The 18837-nt window shown below is 49.0% G+C and carries 7 protein-coding genes and 1 tRNA gene (1 of these 8 only partly in view); 3 read left to right on the forward strand and 5 right to left on the reverse strand.

Annotated features, from left to right (window positions below):
- Both KR49_RS10920 and KR49_RS10950 read right to left on the reverse strand, forming a co-directional pair.
- Positions 1–4273: the 5' portion of a tandem-95 repeat protein gene (locus KR49_RS10920; RefSeq protein WP_162176163.1), read on the reverse strand. The gene continues 29624 nt to the left of window position 1, outside the view; the window shows 4273 of its 33897 coding nt (coding positions 1–4273); the start codon lies at positions 4271–4273; its stop codon lies beyond the left edge, outside the window.
- Entirely contained in the window at positions 4251–13613 is a 9363-nt protein-coding gene (locus KR49_RS10950; RefSeq protein ID WP_043695298.1) for a hypothetical protein, read from the reverse strand. The genes KR49_RS10920 and KR49_RS10950 overlap by 23 nt, the downstream gene beginning before the upstream one ends.
- Before the next feature lie 1680 nt (positions 13614–15293).
- Between KR49_RS10950 and KR49_RS13615 the strand changes: the two genes are divergently transcribed.
- Positions 15294–15494 carry a hypothetical protein gene (locus KR49_RS13615; protein ID WP_043695301.1) on the forward strand — a complete coding sequence of 67 codons (201 nt, stop codon included), beginning with the start codon at positions 15294–15296 and terminating at the stop codon, positions 15492–15494.
- Between the two features lie 345 nt (positions 15495–15839).
- Here the strand turns inward: KR49_RS13615 and KR49_RS10965 are convergent.
- Positions 15840–15913, reverse strand: a tRNA-Arg gene (locus KR49_RS10965).
- 95 nt (positions 15914–16008) lie between these two features.
- On the opposite strand from KR49_RS10965, the gene KR49_RS10970 reads away from it, so the two are divergent.
- A complete protein-coding gene (locus KR49_RS10970; protein WP_043695303.1) occupies positions 16009–16773 on the forward strand; it encodes a hypothetical protein in 765 nt (254 codons plus the stop codon).
- Between the two features lie 5 nt (positions 16774–16778).
- Here KR49_RS10970 and KR49_RS10975 read toward each other — a convergent pair whose 3' ends face one another.
- Positions 16779–17009 (reverse strand): hypothetical protein, encoded by a 231-nt coding sequence (locus KR49_RS10975; RefSeq protein WP_043695306.1) that lies wholly within the window; start codon positions 17007–17009, stop codon positions 16779–16781.
- Between the two features lie 20 nt (positions 17010–17029).
- Positions 17030–17893, reverse strand: a complete 864-nt coding sequence (gene rsmI, locus KR49_RS10980; protein WP_043697391.1) for a 16S rRNA (cytidine(1402)-2'-O)-methyltransferase — start codon at positions 17891–17893, stop codon at positions 17030–17032.
- A 28-nt stretch (positions 17894–17921) separates the two neighbouring features.
- On the opposite strand from rsmI, the gene KR49_RS10985 reads away from it, so the two are divergent.
- Positions 17922–18836 (forward strand): 3'(2'),5'-bisphosphate nucleotidase CysQ, encoded by a 915-nt coding sequence (locus KR49_RS10985; protein WP_370594012.1) that lies wholly within the window; start codon positions 17922–17924, stop codon positions 18834–18836.
- The last annotated feature ends 1 nt before the right edge of the window (position 18837 follow it).

Genomic DNA, 18837 nt, shown 5'->3' on the forward strand with positions numbered 1-18837 from the left:
TAAGCACAAAGTCTTTGTATTTATCGAACGTGCTTTCCGTGGCTTTAAGATTGAAGCGATCTCCAAACAGCCAGTCGCTTTCGATTCCACCCAGGATTTGATCTTTACCCGATCCTCCGATCAATAGGTCTTGACCCTTGTCACCGTAGAGAAGATCAGCACCTTCAGATCCGGATAGTTGATCGTCTCCTTCCTCTCCATAAAGTTCATCATCTTCACTTCCTCCTTCCAGCCTGTCGTCACCTGTCACTCCCCATAGAACATCGACGCCTGCACCACCAACGAGCAAATCATCTTCTGAGCCACCATCCAACTGATCGGCTCCTTCATCTCCAAATAAACGGTCTTCACCTTCGTGGCCTTCCAGAATGTCTGGGTCGTATCCACCAGTCAGAAGGTCTCGACCCTCTGCACCTTCCAGTTCATCCTGACCTGCACCACCATGCAATGTGTCCAGGCCGAATTGTCCTTGTAGCCAGTCGTTACCGCCTTCCCCTTTGAGTACATCGTCACCATCGTTTCCTTCGAGTGTGTCGTTGTCGGCTCCCCCTTCAACCAGGTCATTCCCGGTACCGGCGATCAGCAAGTCATTGCCTGTATCACCCTGCAAGGTGTCATTTCCACCTTCTCCGAGCAGATAGTCATCCTCACTGCCCCCTTGCATTAGGTCATGCCCTGACCCTCCGTACAGGCGGTCTTCATCCGCTTCACCCTGAAGTACATCATTGCCTGCTTCTCCAAGCAGACTGTCAGCTCCTGATCCACCAACCAAGAGATCATCGTCTTCACCACCTTGCATGGTGTCTTCACCCTCTTCACCCATGAGGTGATCAAGACCGGTTCCACCGATCAGCACATCTCCACCGGTTCCACCGTGAACGACGTCGTCCCCACTGTCTCCGTACACCAAATCGCTATCGCCTCCGCCCTCGATCAGATCATCTCCTTCACCCCCATACACAGTGTCTTTGCCGTCGTCTCCCTTGATCTGATCGTCGCCAGCTTCTCCATAGATCAGATCGCGTCCTTCGCCAGCTGAGACGACGTCTTCACCTGCACCAGCAGCAATGGTGTCACTACCGTCACCTCCCGACAGTTTGTTGTCTCCTGCACTACCACCGATCAGGTCATTTCCGTCATCACCTGAGACCACATCAGCATCGAATCCAAGGATGGCGGTGCTGCTTCCTGCTTTCAGTTCTGAGATTGGAAGATCACTCCCTTTTGAGATGGAACCTGCAATCAGAACATCATCACCCTCACCACCATCGATCACATCGGCTCCGCCTTCGCCCAGCACCGTGTCGTTACCTGTGCCACTCTCGATCTGATCATCTCCTTTACCACCCGACAGATGATCGGCACCCTCATTGCCACTGATGTGATCGTCACCCAGATCACCCACAACCGTGTCATCTGAGCTGCCACCAGAGATGGTGTCATCTCCAAGCCCGCCATCGATCAGATCACGACCTGCATCTCCTGTCAGCTTGTCTTGACCGGCACCTCCCAGGATCGTGTCGCCATCGCCACCACCACTGATCTGGTCGTCTCCCTCATCGCCGGAGAGGAGATCCCTACCCGCTCCTCCAACGAGGCTGTCATCGCCTTCACCACCTTGCAGTTCATCCCCGCCTGAATGACCAACCAGGGAATCATTTCCAACATCTCCCAGCAGTTGATCATCAGCTGAGCCACCAACCAACGAATCTGATCCTTCCCCACCACTCAGTTCGAGGCGGATACTGGAGCCAGAGCCATCCACGTAATCATTACCTTCACCACTATCTCCTGTGATCAAGGTGATACCAGAAAATCCTTCTGATTGTCCACCTGGACCTCGTACATTCATATTTGATCCACCCTGCAGAGTGAAGACTTCGCCGTTGTCGTTCGGATCTAGATTTCTCTGATCCGCTCTCGCACCGATATTCAACAGAAGTGTTGAACCCCCATCTGGTGCACTTGCATAATATGGTTGTGGTGGTGCACCTCCTTCGATGTCGAGCCTGAACAATTCAAATTCCGGAGTTCTATAGAGTGCAAACTTCTTCGTGAAGAACAAGAGGTCAAGCTTCACACCAATTTCTGCCTGCAATGCCACTCTTAAGGAGGCGTCAAAGATTGCCAGCGGGTTGTATGAGAAGTTGTCGAACAGTTCCTGGAATCGAACACGACCATCGTCATTGGGATCATTCAGTTCTATCTCCAGATCTCCGATGATTGCAGCATCTCCATAAACTCCGAGGGGTCCGATGGAAACGCTGACGCCACCGCCGACTTCCATGCGGATTTCTGCACCAGCCCCTTCGTATTGAGGTCCATTCGGCGACAGTGAGAAGCCAGGTTCTTCTGCTAATACATAGAATCCGTCTGCCAACGAGCTCAGCTCACCTGTTTCAATCAATCCCCCAAGCCCAGTTAAGTCATAACCGAGGATGGTTGGTCGGATGTATGGTGTTAACTCTGCACCAACATTCAGGCTGACTGTCGGAGGTGAATAGATTGGTATGGACTTGTAGAAGTCCCAACTTGTTGTGAAGCCTTGTATTTGCAGCCGGATGAGGTCGAGTTCATAGCGACTGTCGGGATCTGATCCCATCATCAAATCCTTGAGCTTTGAAGCTGTATATCCGAAATCAAGGAACGGGAATGTTACAGCAGTTTTACCAATATCTGGTTTTTGTGATTTGGTTTTTTCAACCGGTCCGCTACCTAGATTGATGGCTCCAAGAGCATCATTGACCGCATCATCTTGCGAGCCTTGTGCTTCATTGTTGGCCTCTTGATCTGTTCGCCGGGTCGATACCTTCGTGTCTGCTGCATATTGGAAATTAAACAAATCATCTTGTTTTGGCTTGATATTCCCGGTTGTCCAAGTTTTGTCTTCAAGGAACAGTGTGGTTGGCACACTGATTTCACCTGAATCACTAATCGAGGCGACAGTATCCACAACGCTGTTGATCCCGTTGTAGAGATTGACCCACTTGGTTACCGATCCGTTAGGTGTGCCTTCTCGGCCAAGATCGATGATATTGTGAAGTCTACCTGCTCCCAGTAGATTTAAGCCTGCAATTGAGAATTCGGTTTCCAGGATGTCTACAACTGGCTCCATAGGATCCAGAAAATAATCATTCAGGAAGTCTGAGATCTTTACAAATGGTCCACTGGCTGCTGCGAGTTGGTCACCCAGGCTGACGGTGATATCTCCTGGGCTTAGCAGGAATGGTGTCTGTTCAAATGACAGACCACCTGAACTTCCACCCGAGAAATGACCGCCATACAACATATCCCCATCGATCGAGATCACATCTCCCAGCGATGCACTGATCGTTGGATCAAGTTCAAAACCTCCAAGAAGATTGGCCTCAATATCCAGTTGGCTGATATCTGCCAGAGGGACTAATCCGCTGCCACCATCACCATCTTGTAGGTCCAGCTCAACGGTGACAAATCCACTTAAGAAAGGATCTTCTTCAGGTGCAATGATCGTTAGATCACTGCCAACTCGTTCTGGCGCACCCAATCCCAGTGTGTTTTCGTCTGAACTTGATGCAGCTAGTTCCAGGAAAGCAATTGACCCTTCTAAGGGCTGAGTACTTTCGAGATAGGCACCTGCAACAATTTCTGCATTTCCTTCTACTCCCCCCTTGATCTTTTCTCTCAGAAGCTTCATGTCTTCTGGCATGTCACTCATTGAGGACACACCTGCTTCTGTATCAATCAGAAATGCCGATTTAAGATCTGTCGGGTTGGCATCGAAGGCAAATCCGACGGATCCACCTGCAAAGAGATTCAGATCAAATCCACCTCCAAGATTTATCAGATCATCAGCCAGACTGATGTCAAAATTAAGCGGTGTTTTGTATTCAAATCCATCAAGGCTTAAATCAAAACGGTAGTAGTCAGGCATGTCTCCTGCCATGGTGCCCTGGTTGTTCGCAGCACTCATGTCTTTCAGGTATCCTTCCTTGAACTGATCTAGATTTGATCCTCTCAGTCTTTCAAACCCATCCAGTCCTCGAGCATCTGTATTGCTTAGGTCATAAACAGTTTCTTCGCTTGTATCATTCTGCACGTTTTTAATTTTTTCTCGGAGCTTGGTTGCATCTGTTGGCTGCAGTGTTTGCAGAATAATCAAATGATCATGCTTGGTTTTGTCATCAGTTTTTCGCAATAAGACATACTCTTTGTCAAGCTCGGAATCGTTAAGGTCAATCTTCTGATACCCAGCGGGAAGTATCAGGATGTCATTTTGATTTTTTTTCCTCACCATTCACGAAGGCTTTGCTTTCTTTCAATATGATGTGTGTGTATAAGTCCTCTTCGGCTTCGATGCCATCATCGCCGAATTCTTCTACTTCATACGTGATGGCGTAATCTGTCATGCTTGTGTACCGAGCACTTGTGTCCAAGGATATTTTTTTATCGACCGGTGCTTTTCCGTCTACGCAGAAGTAAGCTTCGAAATTGGGTCGCGGATCAAGATTGAGCGAGAGGAATTCAACGCCAGAGAGGGCTTCGTTGAGTGTTGGAATCAGATTCCAGGGTTGTAGCTCTTCTCCTTTTTCTCTGACGCTAGCTATCGCTTCTTCTGCTGTATCAAAATGAACAGTGAACTCTTTAATTGTATCGCCTGCATCGGGGGCAAATAGTCGCATCAGTGGATTGTCTGCTATGCCTTCTTCAATGCTCGTCTGCACATTGTCAACCGTTTCTTCGATCTTGGCGAGGATGAACAGAACCTGGGACAGGCCAAACCCACTGCAGTTCAGTAAATCGCCGATGTCATCCACCGCTTGAACACCATCTGCGTAGGCGTCTTCAAATGCCTTGAAGGTATTCATTATTTGCTGACCGGTCTGTTCGGCCATTTCGTAAAGTATTTCTGGTTGTTGTTCTGTTCTAAAATCAAAAGCTGTTTCGAAGGACAGATCAGAAAAACCACCCGCACCCTGCTGATCAATTCCTGCTGCAGCTCCTGCGGCAATCAGCGATGCGTTGGGATCATCTGGTGTTGCCGAGACGATGACTTCTCCAGTGTTCTTATTTTCAACGATGAATTCAAGACCTGATACGGAGAACCAGGCGCTTGCTTGTATCTCTGTTGCATCAAGATTTAAATTCGCAAATTTATCTTCATCAAGGACATCAGGGATGTCAAATCTCTCTAGGCCTGCTGGTTCTGGATCAAAGAAGAAGACATCACCAGGTGATGTTGCATCCAGATCCAATCCGAAGCCGAGTGCTGCGTTCACATCTACACCGACATCCCATGTCGACATCAGTTTAAAACTGTCGGCAAAATCTGGTTTTTCAAACTGAAATAACTCAATTGCCTCTTCGATAATGTCTGTGGTTTCACCTGCCGACCAATCCAGCGAATCACCAAAGTCGAGCAAAAATGTGTAGCGGATCGGATTATCCGATTCTGGATCTGGGCACTCCCCATCAAAGACGTCAACGCTTGGTACTTCGACCAACTTCAGAGTTACCTCACCCATTCCGATGTCATCCATTCCTTCGTTGAATGCGACGACCCATTCCTCAGGGGGAAGTACATAATCCGTGTATTTGCGCACCTCTGCGGCAATAGTGTTGAATCCCGTCTCCACGGATGCGAAGGAGAATTCAAATTCATCGGCAAATCCCTTAATAACCGGGTCACCACCAAGCCCTCCACTCAGTGTTTTACCTAAGTCTTCAATTCGGTCTGCCAGACCTGTCAGCATGGCCAGCCAGTTCGCTGGTGAGAAGTTTCCATCATTGAGCCCGCACAATGCTTCATCTACAGCATCCTGTACGGCATTAATTGCATTTGATACGGTATCTGCAGTGGCACCTAATGGATTACCGGCTAATACGAAATCACCGATATCTGTAGCTTTGAAATTGAATGCTGCTGCGGCATTTGCGCCACCATTCACGACATCGATATTGGATAAAAGGTCTAGTCTTTGTTCTGTTTCTTGGCTGACAGAAGTGTCGTCGTTATACCAGTCCAACGCGATTGCTGCATCCATTCCCAGGGCATCTCGTACGTCAGCGAATTCGACATAGGCGGTTGTTCGTAGGGTTATTTTTGGATCTGCATCTACAGAGTTAAAGTCGCCTCTCACTTTGACTCCTTCAGGCAGAACTGCCGCGTACACTCCCGCTTCAGAGTCCAGCCTGAGTTCCATCTCGATCGGTGTTGTTATGGCCATCTCTGTTATTGCCTCTTCAGTTTCTTTCTTTTCTGTATCGACTACAAACAGATGTTCACTGCTGATATACTGCTCAAATGATACTGTGATGCTGTCGGGCCGATCTTCGTCTTTTTTCTCTTTGCTTGTATAGATCGAGCCAAACTTCTTGTCTCCCAAGGGGAAACTTACTGAATTGTCTGTACTGTTATAAACTACGTCTTCATTGCTTATCAGGAAACGGTCTGGTCTTTGCAGGCGATCGACACCTGCTCCAAACTGCAGGAGTATTTCTGCCATACTTGCTGTGTAGTCTTCTCCGGTTGTGTTGTAGCTCCATAGGGAGTCTTCATCTCCCTCCGGCCAATAGTCACCGATTGGACGTGCTGCACGTGGATCAAGATAGAAGAAACTACCCAACTCTGTGGCACCGGCGTCATAGCCGAAGATCATTCCCGCATTAAATTCAAGTCCGTACGACAGATCGGCCTCATATCCATCCGCCACATTGGCCAAGGCCTGGGCAATAGGGCTTGATGTGACAGCATCTGGTAGCAGATCGATGAATTGCTCCGCTTTGAGACTGAGAGAGTCTCCAAACGTGTATGACCCTCCAAGACCATTGGGATTTGTGAGTAGCAGCGTATCTTCTCCTTGATCATCGATCATCGGAGTGAGTCGGTATCCCCCTGCCGATTTGTCGTAGAGTGCAAATCCTTTTCTGCTCTGTTCCCATTCAAGATATATTTCTTCTGAGTTGTGCACCTCGAGATTGTCTTTTTTCAGTACCATACTGCTGAGTGAGCTTCCATCTGATTCGGACATCGTCAGTTGATATCTGTTACTGCCCTCTGTGAGTTCACCGAAGCTTTTTTCGGGTAACGCAAGCACCCATTCATTATCTTCAGTGCCATCTTCATGATGGGTTGTTACTTCCTTGAAGTGCGATAAATCGAGTATGTGTTCTGTATTTCCGGTTGTGCTTAGTTCATACAGATAAATCTGTGCTTCGCTGCTGAACGGTGTATGTGTGGATAGGACAACACCGGCATCAAGTTGTAAATCATCAAAATACGCCGAAGCATCTTTATGTATTTCTAGGTCTGTAGAGTCACTGTCATTACTTGTTTTTAATTGTATTTTTGCTTGGCTGTTTGTGGTGCTCGGTGTGAATGTATACGCATACAGACCTTCAACTTCTTCTCCCTCACTGGTGCGGAGTACTTGTTCAAGATTCATTGCCTGGATATTCACAGCCTTGTGTGCATAGAGATCACTATGACTGACTTTTAATTTAATGCTCTCCGCTCCATCGTTTGTCCCTGCAATGATGATTCGTTTCGCTTCTTCTGATCTGCCATTGAAGATTGCATACCCTTGGTACTCTTCACTCCATTCGATATAGACTATATTTGTATCGATACCTGTGCCCTCTGCAGTTTGGATGTTGGCGCTTGTTAGTGCACTTCCATCAGCATCAGTGAGTGTGATCTCGAGTCTTTTATCTTCAGTCGGCGGTAAGCCAAATGTATTCAACGGCAATGTCAGTACGGACTGTTTATTTCCTTCATCTTCGATATCGATAAAATCTGACATCTGTATTGTTTCTTCCCGATGTCCTTCTACATTCAGCCCGTCTTTTTCAACAGCGGCGAACTGGGCTTCCTGCTCTTTGCTCAGTAAAAATGTAGCGGCAACATGATCTTCGCCATTCGATTCCAACAGAATATCTCCTTTGCTGAGTCGCATTGCACTGGGTACTCCGATCTCTTTATCGTTGCACTCAGCTTCCATGCTTTCAGGGCCTGCAAGTAGCCTGAGATGAATGTCGAGATCATTATCTCTGAATATTGTATTGACTTTTTGGATAAAACTTTCTGTCGTTAACCATTGGTCTCTGAACTCTGATAGTTCATCGCCTACAGCTGCAAATCCCTGGGCCAGCTTTTCTGCATCGTCAAGCCAATCGCTTGGCATCCAATCCGGCAGTTCTTCCGTTTGATCCTTCAAGACCGCCAGTTGATCCACCAACTGATCCGACATATCGTCCATCGTAGTGATAAATTGATCAAGAAAGCCAAACCAACCTGCGGCACACTCTGGCATCGTGAGTGAACTGAAGGAATCAATCAATTTCTGCACATCATCCACGAGTGCCAGGCCTGCTTCTTTGACTTCTTGTTGGATATCATTGCCTAGTTGTACAAGGTGTTTCTCAGTGAGATTCAGCCGAACGCCACCTTCTAATTCTGTTTCTTTCAGTGCATCAGTCAGTTTTTTCGTGGCCTCTTCTTCATTGATTGCATCCACTCCCATGCCTATTCTTAAACTCATCGTTTCATAGGCTTCCTCCGGTGTCAGCTCAAAGACTCTTGTGCTTCCATCATTGTTTTTAAGTAGTGGAATACTGATGTTCAGTTTGCTGAGTTCAAACCCAGCTGCAATAGCAAGTTCTTGTTCTGATAAATTCACTTGGCTGTTATTATCCAATCGTTTTTCAAAGAAAGCCTCTTCTACGTTATTTTCGCTAATATCCGGCCAGTATCCATCAAGGCCCTCTGTTTCAGTATTGACTAGTTCGAATACTGATCCCGACTCATCGCAATACTCTTTAAGTGTCAAACTGCCTGCTGATTCCAAATTAAAGTCGAACGTTGCACTGATGTCAGCAAATAGTGTGGAGGCTATATCCACGAGCATGGCCCCGCCCTTGAGACCCCGCTCCTCGAGCATCTCCGCAAATTCACCACCCTCCAGGCTTAATGTTTGGGTGAGGCTCAATTCATTGCTTGGGATCAAGGCGTATTGGTCAACTTCTCTTTCAACGCCATTAATCAGCTCAATTCCGCTGCTGTGTTCCATTCTCATAGGAACGGAGGCTGCGATCAACATACTGTTGATGTTTTTGACGAGTGCCTCTGGATTCATGACCGAATCCTGAAAACGCATCATCGCGTTGCTGATATCGTCTAGTTCCTCACTAATACTACTGATTAATTGAACTGGATTGCCGCTCAAATTGCTAGGCAATCGATCGAGCAGTTCTGCTCCCTTGTCGAATCGATTGGATACTTCATCAAGCAAGTTGGCAATTGCTGGAATCAGTGTGCGCCAGCATCGTAGTTCCGCAGAATCAAGGTCAAAGTCGAGGTCACTGACGAGATCGTTGACCTCATCGAGAAAGGCTTCACCTAGTTGTGCTCCAAAATCCTTCGCTACTTCGAATACCGGATTTAAATCCAGATCGAGGTCAAGATTCATTCCAGCATCTATTTCCAACTCATCGTTTTCGGTGCGATTCACGTCTATGGCGGTACCCAGGGTCAGTGAGAATGATCTCTCCGGGTCTTCCAGCGCTGACTTAATTACTTCTCCCTCTTCGTTTGTTATATCTGTATTGAGTTCAAGGTTTGCCAGTTCGATGCCAAGTGACGCTGTGATTTCACTGTTTGTCGGTGATGTTTCATCACCCAGTGTCAGTCCTAACGTGTGTTGATCCCCAGAGCTTCCTTCCGGCCAATCGTTGATTTCTTCATCAAGGCCTCTCGGGTCGAAGCTAAATGCATCGGTTACTGGAGCAAAAAAGTCGTAGGCAAAGACGATTCTTCCATCGAGATCCATCTCAAGATCAATGGCTGCGTTGATGTCTGCACTGATGGCCTCAAATACAGAATCCAGCCCATCTGCTAAGGACTTGTGTCCAGATTTTGCGAGAGTTAAAAGCTCATCTTTCGAGAACTCGTATCTTCCATTCAGTTCACTTCCTTCGTGATAACTTAATTCAAAGACATAGAGCGATGTTTCAGACGATGTTCCTGGTTTGATGATCAGGTCAACCTCTCCTTCACGGTGAAAACCTAGATCGATTGAAACCCCTGATATATTGTCTCCATTAATCGTACCCTCTGGATCTAGCCTGATACTTAAGCCTGGTTGGGTTGAATCAGCTAACTCATTTACAAGACTATTATTGCTATTTTCTGTTCTTGCCAATGTTTGATCGAGTGCCGTCTCGTTAATCACTCCAGTTTCTAGCAATATTTGCAACGCCGAATAAGCTCGTAATTTCGCGAGATCATGATTCGCAGCATCTTTCAGATTGTCTTCATTAACTGATGCATAATTGAGTAACTTCCAGATTTTATTATCGATTGATCCTTGGGCAGAGCCTTCGATTTCAGACATGCGTTTTAGGATCTCTTCTGTAGCCGATTCGGTTAATGACTCTGCACTGGTTGATGCGACAATGGCAACTTGTCTTTGCCCATCCCCCAAGGAAGCAAATGGAAGTATTTCCGGCATTCGTCGACTGAGTTGAATTGGATTAATTTCAAAGCCATTCTCTATAAAATTGTCAAAAACTGAGGTGGTTAAAACTGCGTTGCTGTCTATTGCCTCATTTAATTTGAAGGAGCTATCTTTCAGTTTCCATGTTCCAGTGCCATCTCCATTCTTCGTGCCTACAAAGACTTCTTCACTTTGGATTTCTGTATAACCATTTCCATCACCTCTATCAACCATTACTGTGGATGCAGGATTTGCATAGGAGATGGCAATTTGCTTTGGGATTATATTTGTCGTTGCTGGTTCAATGTTCAATGTACTAGGTTGGCTTTTCAAATGAATGTCGATAACGGGCTCACCTGTTTCTTCTTCAATAGCACGTGTGTTTAGATCAATGTTTCGCGTATACACAGTCTCTGATCCGATCTCATGTGTTTCTATACCGTTTTTCCAATCGATATTGACGATAATTTCCGTTGTTTCCTTGTTGCCATTTTTATTTTCTTGGTTGATGTCTAATAGTGTTAGCTGATAATTGAGTGTATTTTCCGTGTTCATTTCTATTTTTTTAACTACGATTCCTTCTTCCAGTTTTTTGCCATACTCGTGAAATGTTTCAAAGTATTCTCTCTTTGTCTCGGTGACATCTCGCCATAATGCTTCTGTATTATTTTCATCAGTCGCTACGTGATGGTCACTTCTAGTTTCACTTTGAACGCTCTGTTGTTCCAGGTGTTTTCTTGTTAGTGCTTGACCAGTTTCGATACCTTTATAATAAATGTATTGAAGACCCTTTGGTGGGTTGTTGCCCAGATAGTGAGCTTCTACGCCATTTTCTTTGTCTACGATCACAGTGACTGTTTGAGTTTCCTCCCCTTGTGCATCTACCTTCTCGACTTCGAGTTTGTAGTGGAGTGGCCGGCTTGTATTGACGGATAGAGTCTGAAGTTTCAAGCTATTCTCTTCAGTAGCTTTCTCTGAATATTCGAATCCTTTAATTAAGTCGGATTCAAAGAGCTCCCTTGTGGTTTCACTTGCTGCCCACTTGCCGTTTGCTTCCTCAAAATCAACTGGTAATGTGAGTACACCATTTTGATCTTCGAATATGGTGTTTTCTTGTAGCGTTATCAAAAGAGATTTTTCTCCATTTTCACTGGAGACCAGATCAACGCTTTCAGGAATGATTGTTTGCTCACCGATGACAACAACTATTTCGTTCTCAGAAATACTGCTTCGATTAAAATCTATATTTTTGCTAGCAAGGTCAAGTTTGTATGTCAGTCCAGTGATGTGCACCGCTTGCTCATTGATAAATGAGGTGATAGCTATACCATTGGTATCTCTTAATATATTTTCCTCTAGTTGTAGAATTTTGAAGTTTTGTTCTTCTGATGTCGTTGACCAATCTGCATCCTCACTTACTTGGAATTCTCCGGACTCTGCGAATGGCTGTTGATCATTGGTGCTGTCTGCTGCGAGTGTGCTGAAGTTCAGAATCTGTGGGCTCCCTATGTATTCTTGCGTTTCCGTTGGCCTTTTATCGCTCGACGGCTTCGCCAGTAAATTGAGGCTTAATCCCGTTTCATATCTGTTCAGTTCATCATTGATGAGTTCAACAAATTCTTCAGAATCAAAGATTTCATTTTTTAATGCGGAGATCCCTTCTGCGGCGCTTCCTAGACCGCTGCTGAATTCTGTGTATGTTTTTTTTGCACTTTCTGGAACCCAGTCCGGCAGTTCCCCAATGCTTTCAGATGCTTCTGCAATATTACCGACTAAATCGCTGACCTCGTTGATTAAGTTCACCCATGATGCCAAGTCGGTACCAACATCAAAGGCGTCACTCAGCGCAGTGATTCGATCTTCAACTGCCTTGCCTATGTTTTCTACAATACTTGATGAGACATCTGTGTTTAACTTGATATAAAAATCCGAGCTTGTCTCATAGGTCATTCCTTCCCCGATGTCTTGTAAGGCGACCAAACCTTTGTCATACGTTGGGTTTTCCTTGGTTGTCTGAAGATCCAAATTTGCACTTCCACCGACGACCAGTAGATTTTCGATATCGCTTTGGCTAATACCCAGCCATGTTGGAATCTCGGTGGTTCCACTGACGACATTCCCTTCAAACAGGACAGATAAGTCTTGAGAGTGGTTTCGATCCGGATTGATTCCATGTGTATCAATTTTGACGATATCACCTGAATCTTCGGCATCCAAATCTATTTCGAGCCGTATCCCGCCTTGCAGCTCTGCTTCAAGGTTGACTTCAATTTCTGGAAGATCATTTAGAACTTCTAAATCTATCCCTAGTGATGTACCTAGAAATTCTTTCAACGGTAATTCAATTATACTTTTTAGTTTTGCCCCGCCAAAATCAATGACCAGCTCACGTTTTGGACTGTCGAGTCCATTTGCTATTTCTGTTAAAGTTGGTAATGTTGAAGTTATGGTGACGCTGCTTTTATCGCTTTCGTTAAGGCCAAGTGGCTCGTTAATTGTTTCATTCAGTATTGTTTGTAACTCATTTGCGACCTGCGAAGGCATTAACTCTACTGATTCAATTAGTTCTTGCAGTTCGCTCTGGAAATCAATGAAAGGACTGATGTAGTCTTCTGTGAGCGCCTCCAGCTTATTGTCATCAAGGAACTGAGCTAATGCACCTGCTGTGCTAATACTTGTTTCAATACTTTCTTTGATTGTTTCTATCAGCCCTGCTACCCCTTCGAGCAATGAGCTCAACGGTTGACTTGACCAGTTTGCGGTTTCATATAGAGATGTGTATTTATTGTCGCTAATGAGATTTAGAACAGCCTCCTGATAGCTGCCGTTGTACCCGCTTTGTGCCAGTCCCATCGACTGCAGCGCTTCCCATTGTCCGTCGTCTAGTTCGTACAGGATCTGCCAAGACAGAAGATCATCAGTGCCGATGCTGTCCAGTTTTTTCCAGGCCTCTTCGCCCAAGGACAGGAATTTGGTGGCTTCCTCTGGGGCCAGCCCCTCAAACCATTCCGTCCAATTTTCGCTGCCCAGCAGATTCTCCAGCTTGATTATCGACATGGGGAGGTCAACCGACAGTTCTCTAATTCTATTTATAGCTGTCTGCTTTTTTGTTTTCTTCGCACTTTTACGGGCTTCAGTCAAGGGTGGCTGACCATGCTTTTCATTTGTTCACAGTTCTGTTCTTCCCCTGTCGAAAAGGCTCCTAGGGTTTCATGTTTCGCTTTTGGCTTAATGCTTTGAACTGTATGAATTACTACTAAATATTATTTCCTTATGCCAGACTCTCTGGGCTAGCCTTCCTTCTTGCCTGGCCTATAAGTTTATCATTGTTCGCTTTTCTGGTCTAATTGTTTAATTTGTCGGCCTTCCGCTTTGGTTCACTTTCAGTGTGTACTGGCCTTTTCGCGTGAATATGATCCCAGTTTTTGTGTTTTCTCGTAGATAACTTCTTCCACGCTCACTGTCAGGGAAGTCAAAGAGCCAGCGTTGTCCCATCCAGACTTGCACGTTGCCGAACGCTTGTCTGAAATCACAGTCTCCTTTCTCCCCGGGTTTGTGTTCCTCCCAGGTCAACGTGCAGTACGCCTTGACGATCTCTGCTGCCGATCTCTCCGGTCCGATTCCGTTAAGAACCAGGGCCATGACTGTCGTCATGATTGATATTCTCATTTTTCGCATGTCTGATCTGCCTCAACCATCCTGGTTGCTTTTCCTTGCTAGCACGCTTCCCCTGGCCTGCTTTTGCATCCATTACCGGTTTCTCTCTTGTCTCCCTGCGTTTGCTTGTGTCCTTCTGAGCTTTCCCAGCCAGTCATGTCCAGCGTTTGGTCAGGTCAGGTAACAGGACTCTCTTCATTGCTGCTCGTGCACGAGTTGTCTCCTGTTTCATCTCGGTCTTGAGCTGGCTTTCCGGTTCATCCCTCGGTTTGCTTTCTTCAGGCGCGTCCTTCTGCTTTTCCGGGATTATTTCTTCCACAGTGCTATTTCGTTGTGTTGCGTCAACCCTCCATTTCAGCGATTATTAAGCACGTTTCATGAATTTGAGTAAAGACGTTGTGTCAGGCTTGAAAAGCGTAATTCTCCGACATGCTGGAGCTACAGATTCCCTTTAGATTCTTCGGTGCGTTGCTTGTGGGCTCTGCCCTTCTCCCGATGGCTCAGAATTCGAAGGAGCTTGCTCTGCTCGGAGGAACGTTCTTGTTTGGTTTGGGTGCTCTGGAAGTCTGCTTGAGACTCGGTGGCCTCTAGCTCACCCATGGATCACCCCTCCGTCGGTACCACCTGAAGCGTTGACAGGCTTGATTCAGTTCGTGGCCTCAATCTTTTTTCTCAACAGTTGCATCTTTGGTCATGACCATAGGTGGTGTTAATTGCTCTGTTGAGTCGATTGCTCTTATGGTTTTTGTCAGTACCGCCAGGCAGTCCATTCTCTTGGCGAAGACCTGTTTTCGGCAATCAACCAAGAATGATGTGACTGGTTCACGCTGCCAGTGCTGCCGTTGAAGGAACGCATGATTCGTGTTCCTGGTGGTTGCGAGGTTAGGGCTGTATCGAAGCTTTTCGAGTTTTCCGATTTCAGTTAATTGTTACATGAAATTCCGTAGTGGCCTATAGTTAATGTGATTCTTGATGCCAACGTTTCTGTCTGATTGACCAAACATCGGATTCCTTAGGTTTTAATTCTGTCGATTAACGGTCGCTTTTCCATGGTTCAGCCTTGTCCAGCTTCCGATTCATCTGGAACAAAAGCCTTGAGGAATCATTGGCAGAACCCCACCTTTGCTCTGCTCTGGCTAGTCCTGTGTCAGTCGCCGCAGATCCATGCATCGCTATCAGGTTTTTTACAGCGAGCAGCCTGAGGGAAGGGCTGGAATTGAACCCGTTATGGCGATGGATGCCTATGAGGCTTGTCAGGAGATGGAACGGAAACACCCTGGTGCTGTGCTGGCCTCTATCGATGGTGAGCTGACAGACGAGAGAACCGCTCGGCGTCTGTTCGCGCAATGGCTCAGTTCCATCTGATGGCAGGCCTGCATCGCGTCAGCCCAAACCCAGTCGTTTACTTTGGTCTGATTGTTCATACGCATCGTCGTCAGTTCAGTTCACTTTGCATACCAGTTCATCCAGTGCATTGTTGATATGTTTCAACTCTGCATTGATGCTGGCTCGTTCTGTGATCGGAATTGCTGTTGGGTTCATCAGAATCTGTTCCAGTTCTTCATGTCGTTGAGTGAGTAAAACTTTCAAATACTCCATAAGGCTTCTTGCTGTTCACTCAGTCTCTAACTGCTGCTCCCGTCTTGCATCCCCCTTTCGGGGGGCTGATCCGTCGTGTTTGCTCCCCCAATCGGGTGATGGTTCAAGCAACGCCCCCTGATGGATTCGAACCATCGACCGACTGCTTAGAAGGCAGTTGCTCTATCCAGCTGAGCTAAGGGAGCTCTTCGTTTCATTGTGCCAGCCTGCTCATGGGACGCACTCTGTTGTTCAGACAGGCCTGAAGCCTCTAGGGTTAAGAACTGCAGGGCATGCACGGATGGCCGCACGTCGCCTCAGCGACAGCGAGAAGCAAGAGCTTGTCGCTCGTTATCGAGCCGGAGAAGCCACCTCTGTTCTGGCTGAGGCCTATGACTGCAGTGTCAACACCGTCAGCCGTACCGTCAGAAGTCTGCTGTCACCTGCTGACTATGCGTCTCTCAAGGCAAGTCGCCAGCACAGTCAGCCAAGAACGTCGCCGCCGTTGACCGACGCTGTTCCGGTGATCAGCTCCGAGGAAACGTCTGCACCGCACCAGCCTTCATCGGTTGAGGATGTGGTCTCCAGTGAGGAGGACGGCAGCACTCTGGCTCTGGACGACGCCGATGACTTCAACGACGAGCCCGATTCCGAGGACGTTGATGAGGATGCTCAAGCTGATGATTCCGACCCGTTCCGGGAACTGGTGCCTTTGGCGAATGTCGGCGACCTTGGCGATCCTTCCCGGCTGGAGCCGAAGCCACTGACGTCCGGTCTGCTTCCAAGCAGTGTCTACATGCTTGTGGACAAGGTCGTCGAGCTGGATGCCCGACCTCTCAAGGAGTTCCCTGAGCTGGGTCCGCTGGCCGACACCGAGCTGGAGCGTCATGGACTCTGTCTGTTCTCCAGTCCGCGGACGGCCAAGCGTCAGTGTGGGCGCAGTCAACGCGTGATCAAGGTTCCGGATACAGCCGTCTTCGAGCGCACCAGCTCCTACCTTCTGGCGCGCGGCATCACCAGGCTTGTGATGGAAGGCAGCCTGATCGCCCTGGATGTCAACGCCTGATCCCTTCAGTCCCTGCGCTGTTCCGGCATGAGAACGGCGCAGGCACACCCTCCACTGACAATCCCCACCACGAGAGACAGACCAACAAGAAAACCACTCGGCAGCGGAACCGAACGGGTCGCCCCCAGCTGGATTTCCTGCCGGTCACGTCCGTTCTGGGCCCCCAGACACAGCACCACCAAAAGCAGCAGACCTGCTCCGAAGCTCAGCGACAGCAGGCGCAGGCGCAGCAGCAACTCTCTAACCATCAATGAACTCAGTCTGCCTGGGAGCCCTCTTGATGCAGCAGGGTGTATAGACGACGTTTGGGCAGCCCGGTTTCCGCGGCGAGCTGGCGTGCTGCCTCACTGGCGCTGGAGCCGGCCTGGATCTTGATCTGAAGGCGTTGCTGCAGCTCCGTGTCGTCCGGTTCCGGATCGACAGCAACCGGAGCCCCGCCCAGTACCACGGTGCATTCGCCTTGTGGAGTGGTCTGACGGAAGTGTTCCAGTGCAGCCCCCACGCTGGGGCCCACCTGCTGTTCATGGCGTTTGGTCAACTCCCTGGCCACCTGCAGAGGCCGCTCCGCACCGCAGTGCTGTTCAAGTTCCTTCAGCAGGGTGAGCAATCGATGGGGTGCTTCGTAGATCACGCTGGTGCGTGATTCGCCGGCGATCCGGGCCACGCGCTCGCGGCGTTCCCGGCCCTTGGCGGGCAGGAAGCCTTCGAAGCAGAACCGGTCGCTGGGCAGCCCACTGCTGACCAGAGCCGTTGTGGCGGCACAGGGCCCTGGAATGCAGATCACTTCATGTCCGCGGCGGCGTGCTTCCGCCACAAGCTCTTCCCCAGGGTCGCTGATTCCGGGAAGTCCGGCGTCGCTGATCACCGCAAGACTCAGCGGTTCAGCCAGCAACTCCATCAGCTGTGGCAATCGTGTGCGGATGTTGTGCTGATGAAACGACAGACGGCGGCCGCGAGCCGCAAGACCGCTGAGGAGCTGACCGCTGTGGCGGGTGTCCTCGCAGGCGATCACGTCGACGGCAGCCAGGAGGTCGCGTGCCCGTGGTGAGAGGTCTCCGAGATGGCCGATCGGTGTACCCACCAGATAGAGCGTTCCGGCGGCCGGCTCCTGTTGCTGCATCACAATGGCCCCTCCCCACCTGATTCTGATGCCCAGCCCAGCTGTTCTTCCCGCCGGTGTCGACCTGGATGGTCTGCTGACGGAACTTCGGAGGCTCAGCTGGGGGTCGGCCGACATCCTCCGGGCCTATGCCCGTGGTGAACAGCCCCCCTATGGCTTCCCATCCGCTCTCAGCGTGGAGGACGGCGGCGAGGGACCGGTTTCAGCAGCGGACCTGGCGGTGAACCGTTGGCTGCTGGATGGCTTGGCCGAGTCCTTCCCGGATGTCGACTGGACGCTCCTCAGTGAGGAGACCGCCAAGGAGCAGCTCACGCAGGGGCAGCCTTTACCTGGTGAGTGGCTGTGGATCCTCGATCCACTTGATGGCACCAAGGATTTTCTGAAGGGCACCGGTGAATACGCCGTGCATTTGGCTCTGGTTCGTGGTCGGAGGCCGGTGCTCGGTGTGGTGCTGCTGCCGGAGGCCGATGAGCTCTGGATCGGTGTGGTGGGAGAGGGGGCCTGGTGTGAAGACCGTCAGGGTGGTCGCTCTCCCGTGCGCTTCAGTGAGCGCTCCGACCTGGCGGATCTGATCCTCGTGGCCAGTCGCAGCCATCGGGATGACCGCCTGGAGCAGTTGATTGCCGCTCTGGAACTCGGCGGTTCGAAAGCCGTGGGAAGCGTCGGCTGCAAAGTGGCCACGATCCTGCGTGGGGAGACCGACCTCTATGTGTCGCTCTCCGGCCGCAGTGCCCCCAAGGACTGGGATATGGCGGCGCCGGAGGCCGTGCTGCTGGCGGCCGGCGGACGCTTCACCCATGCGGATCTGACCGATCTCACGTACAACACCGGCGACGTGCGTCAGGCCGGTTGTCTCATCGCCAGCCATGGGAAAGCCCACGTCGCGCTCGGTGAACGGGCGACGCGGGCCATGGCGGAGATTGATCCCGGCTTTGCGGTCTGAT

It is taken from the genome of Synechococcus sp. KORDI-49 (assembly GCF_000737575.1).
Classification (GTDB): Bacteria; Cyanobacteriota; Cyanobacteriia; order PCC-6307; family Cyanobiaceae; genus Parasynechococcus.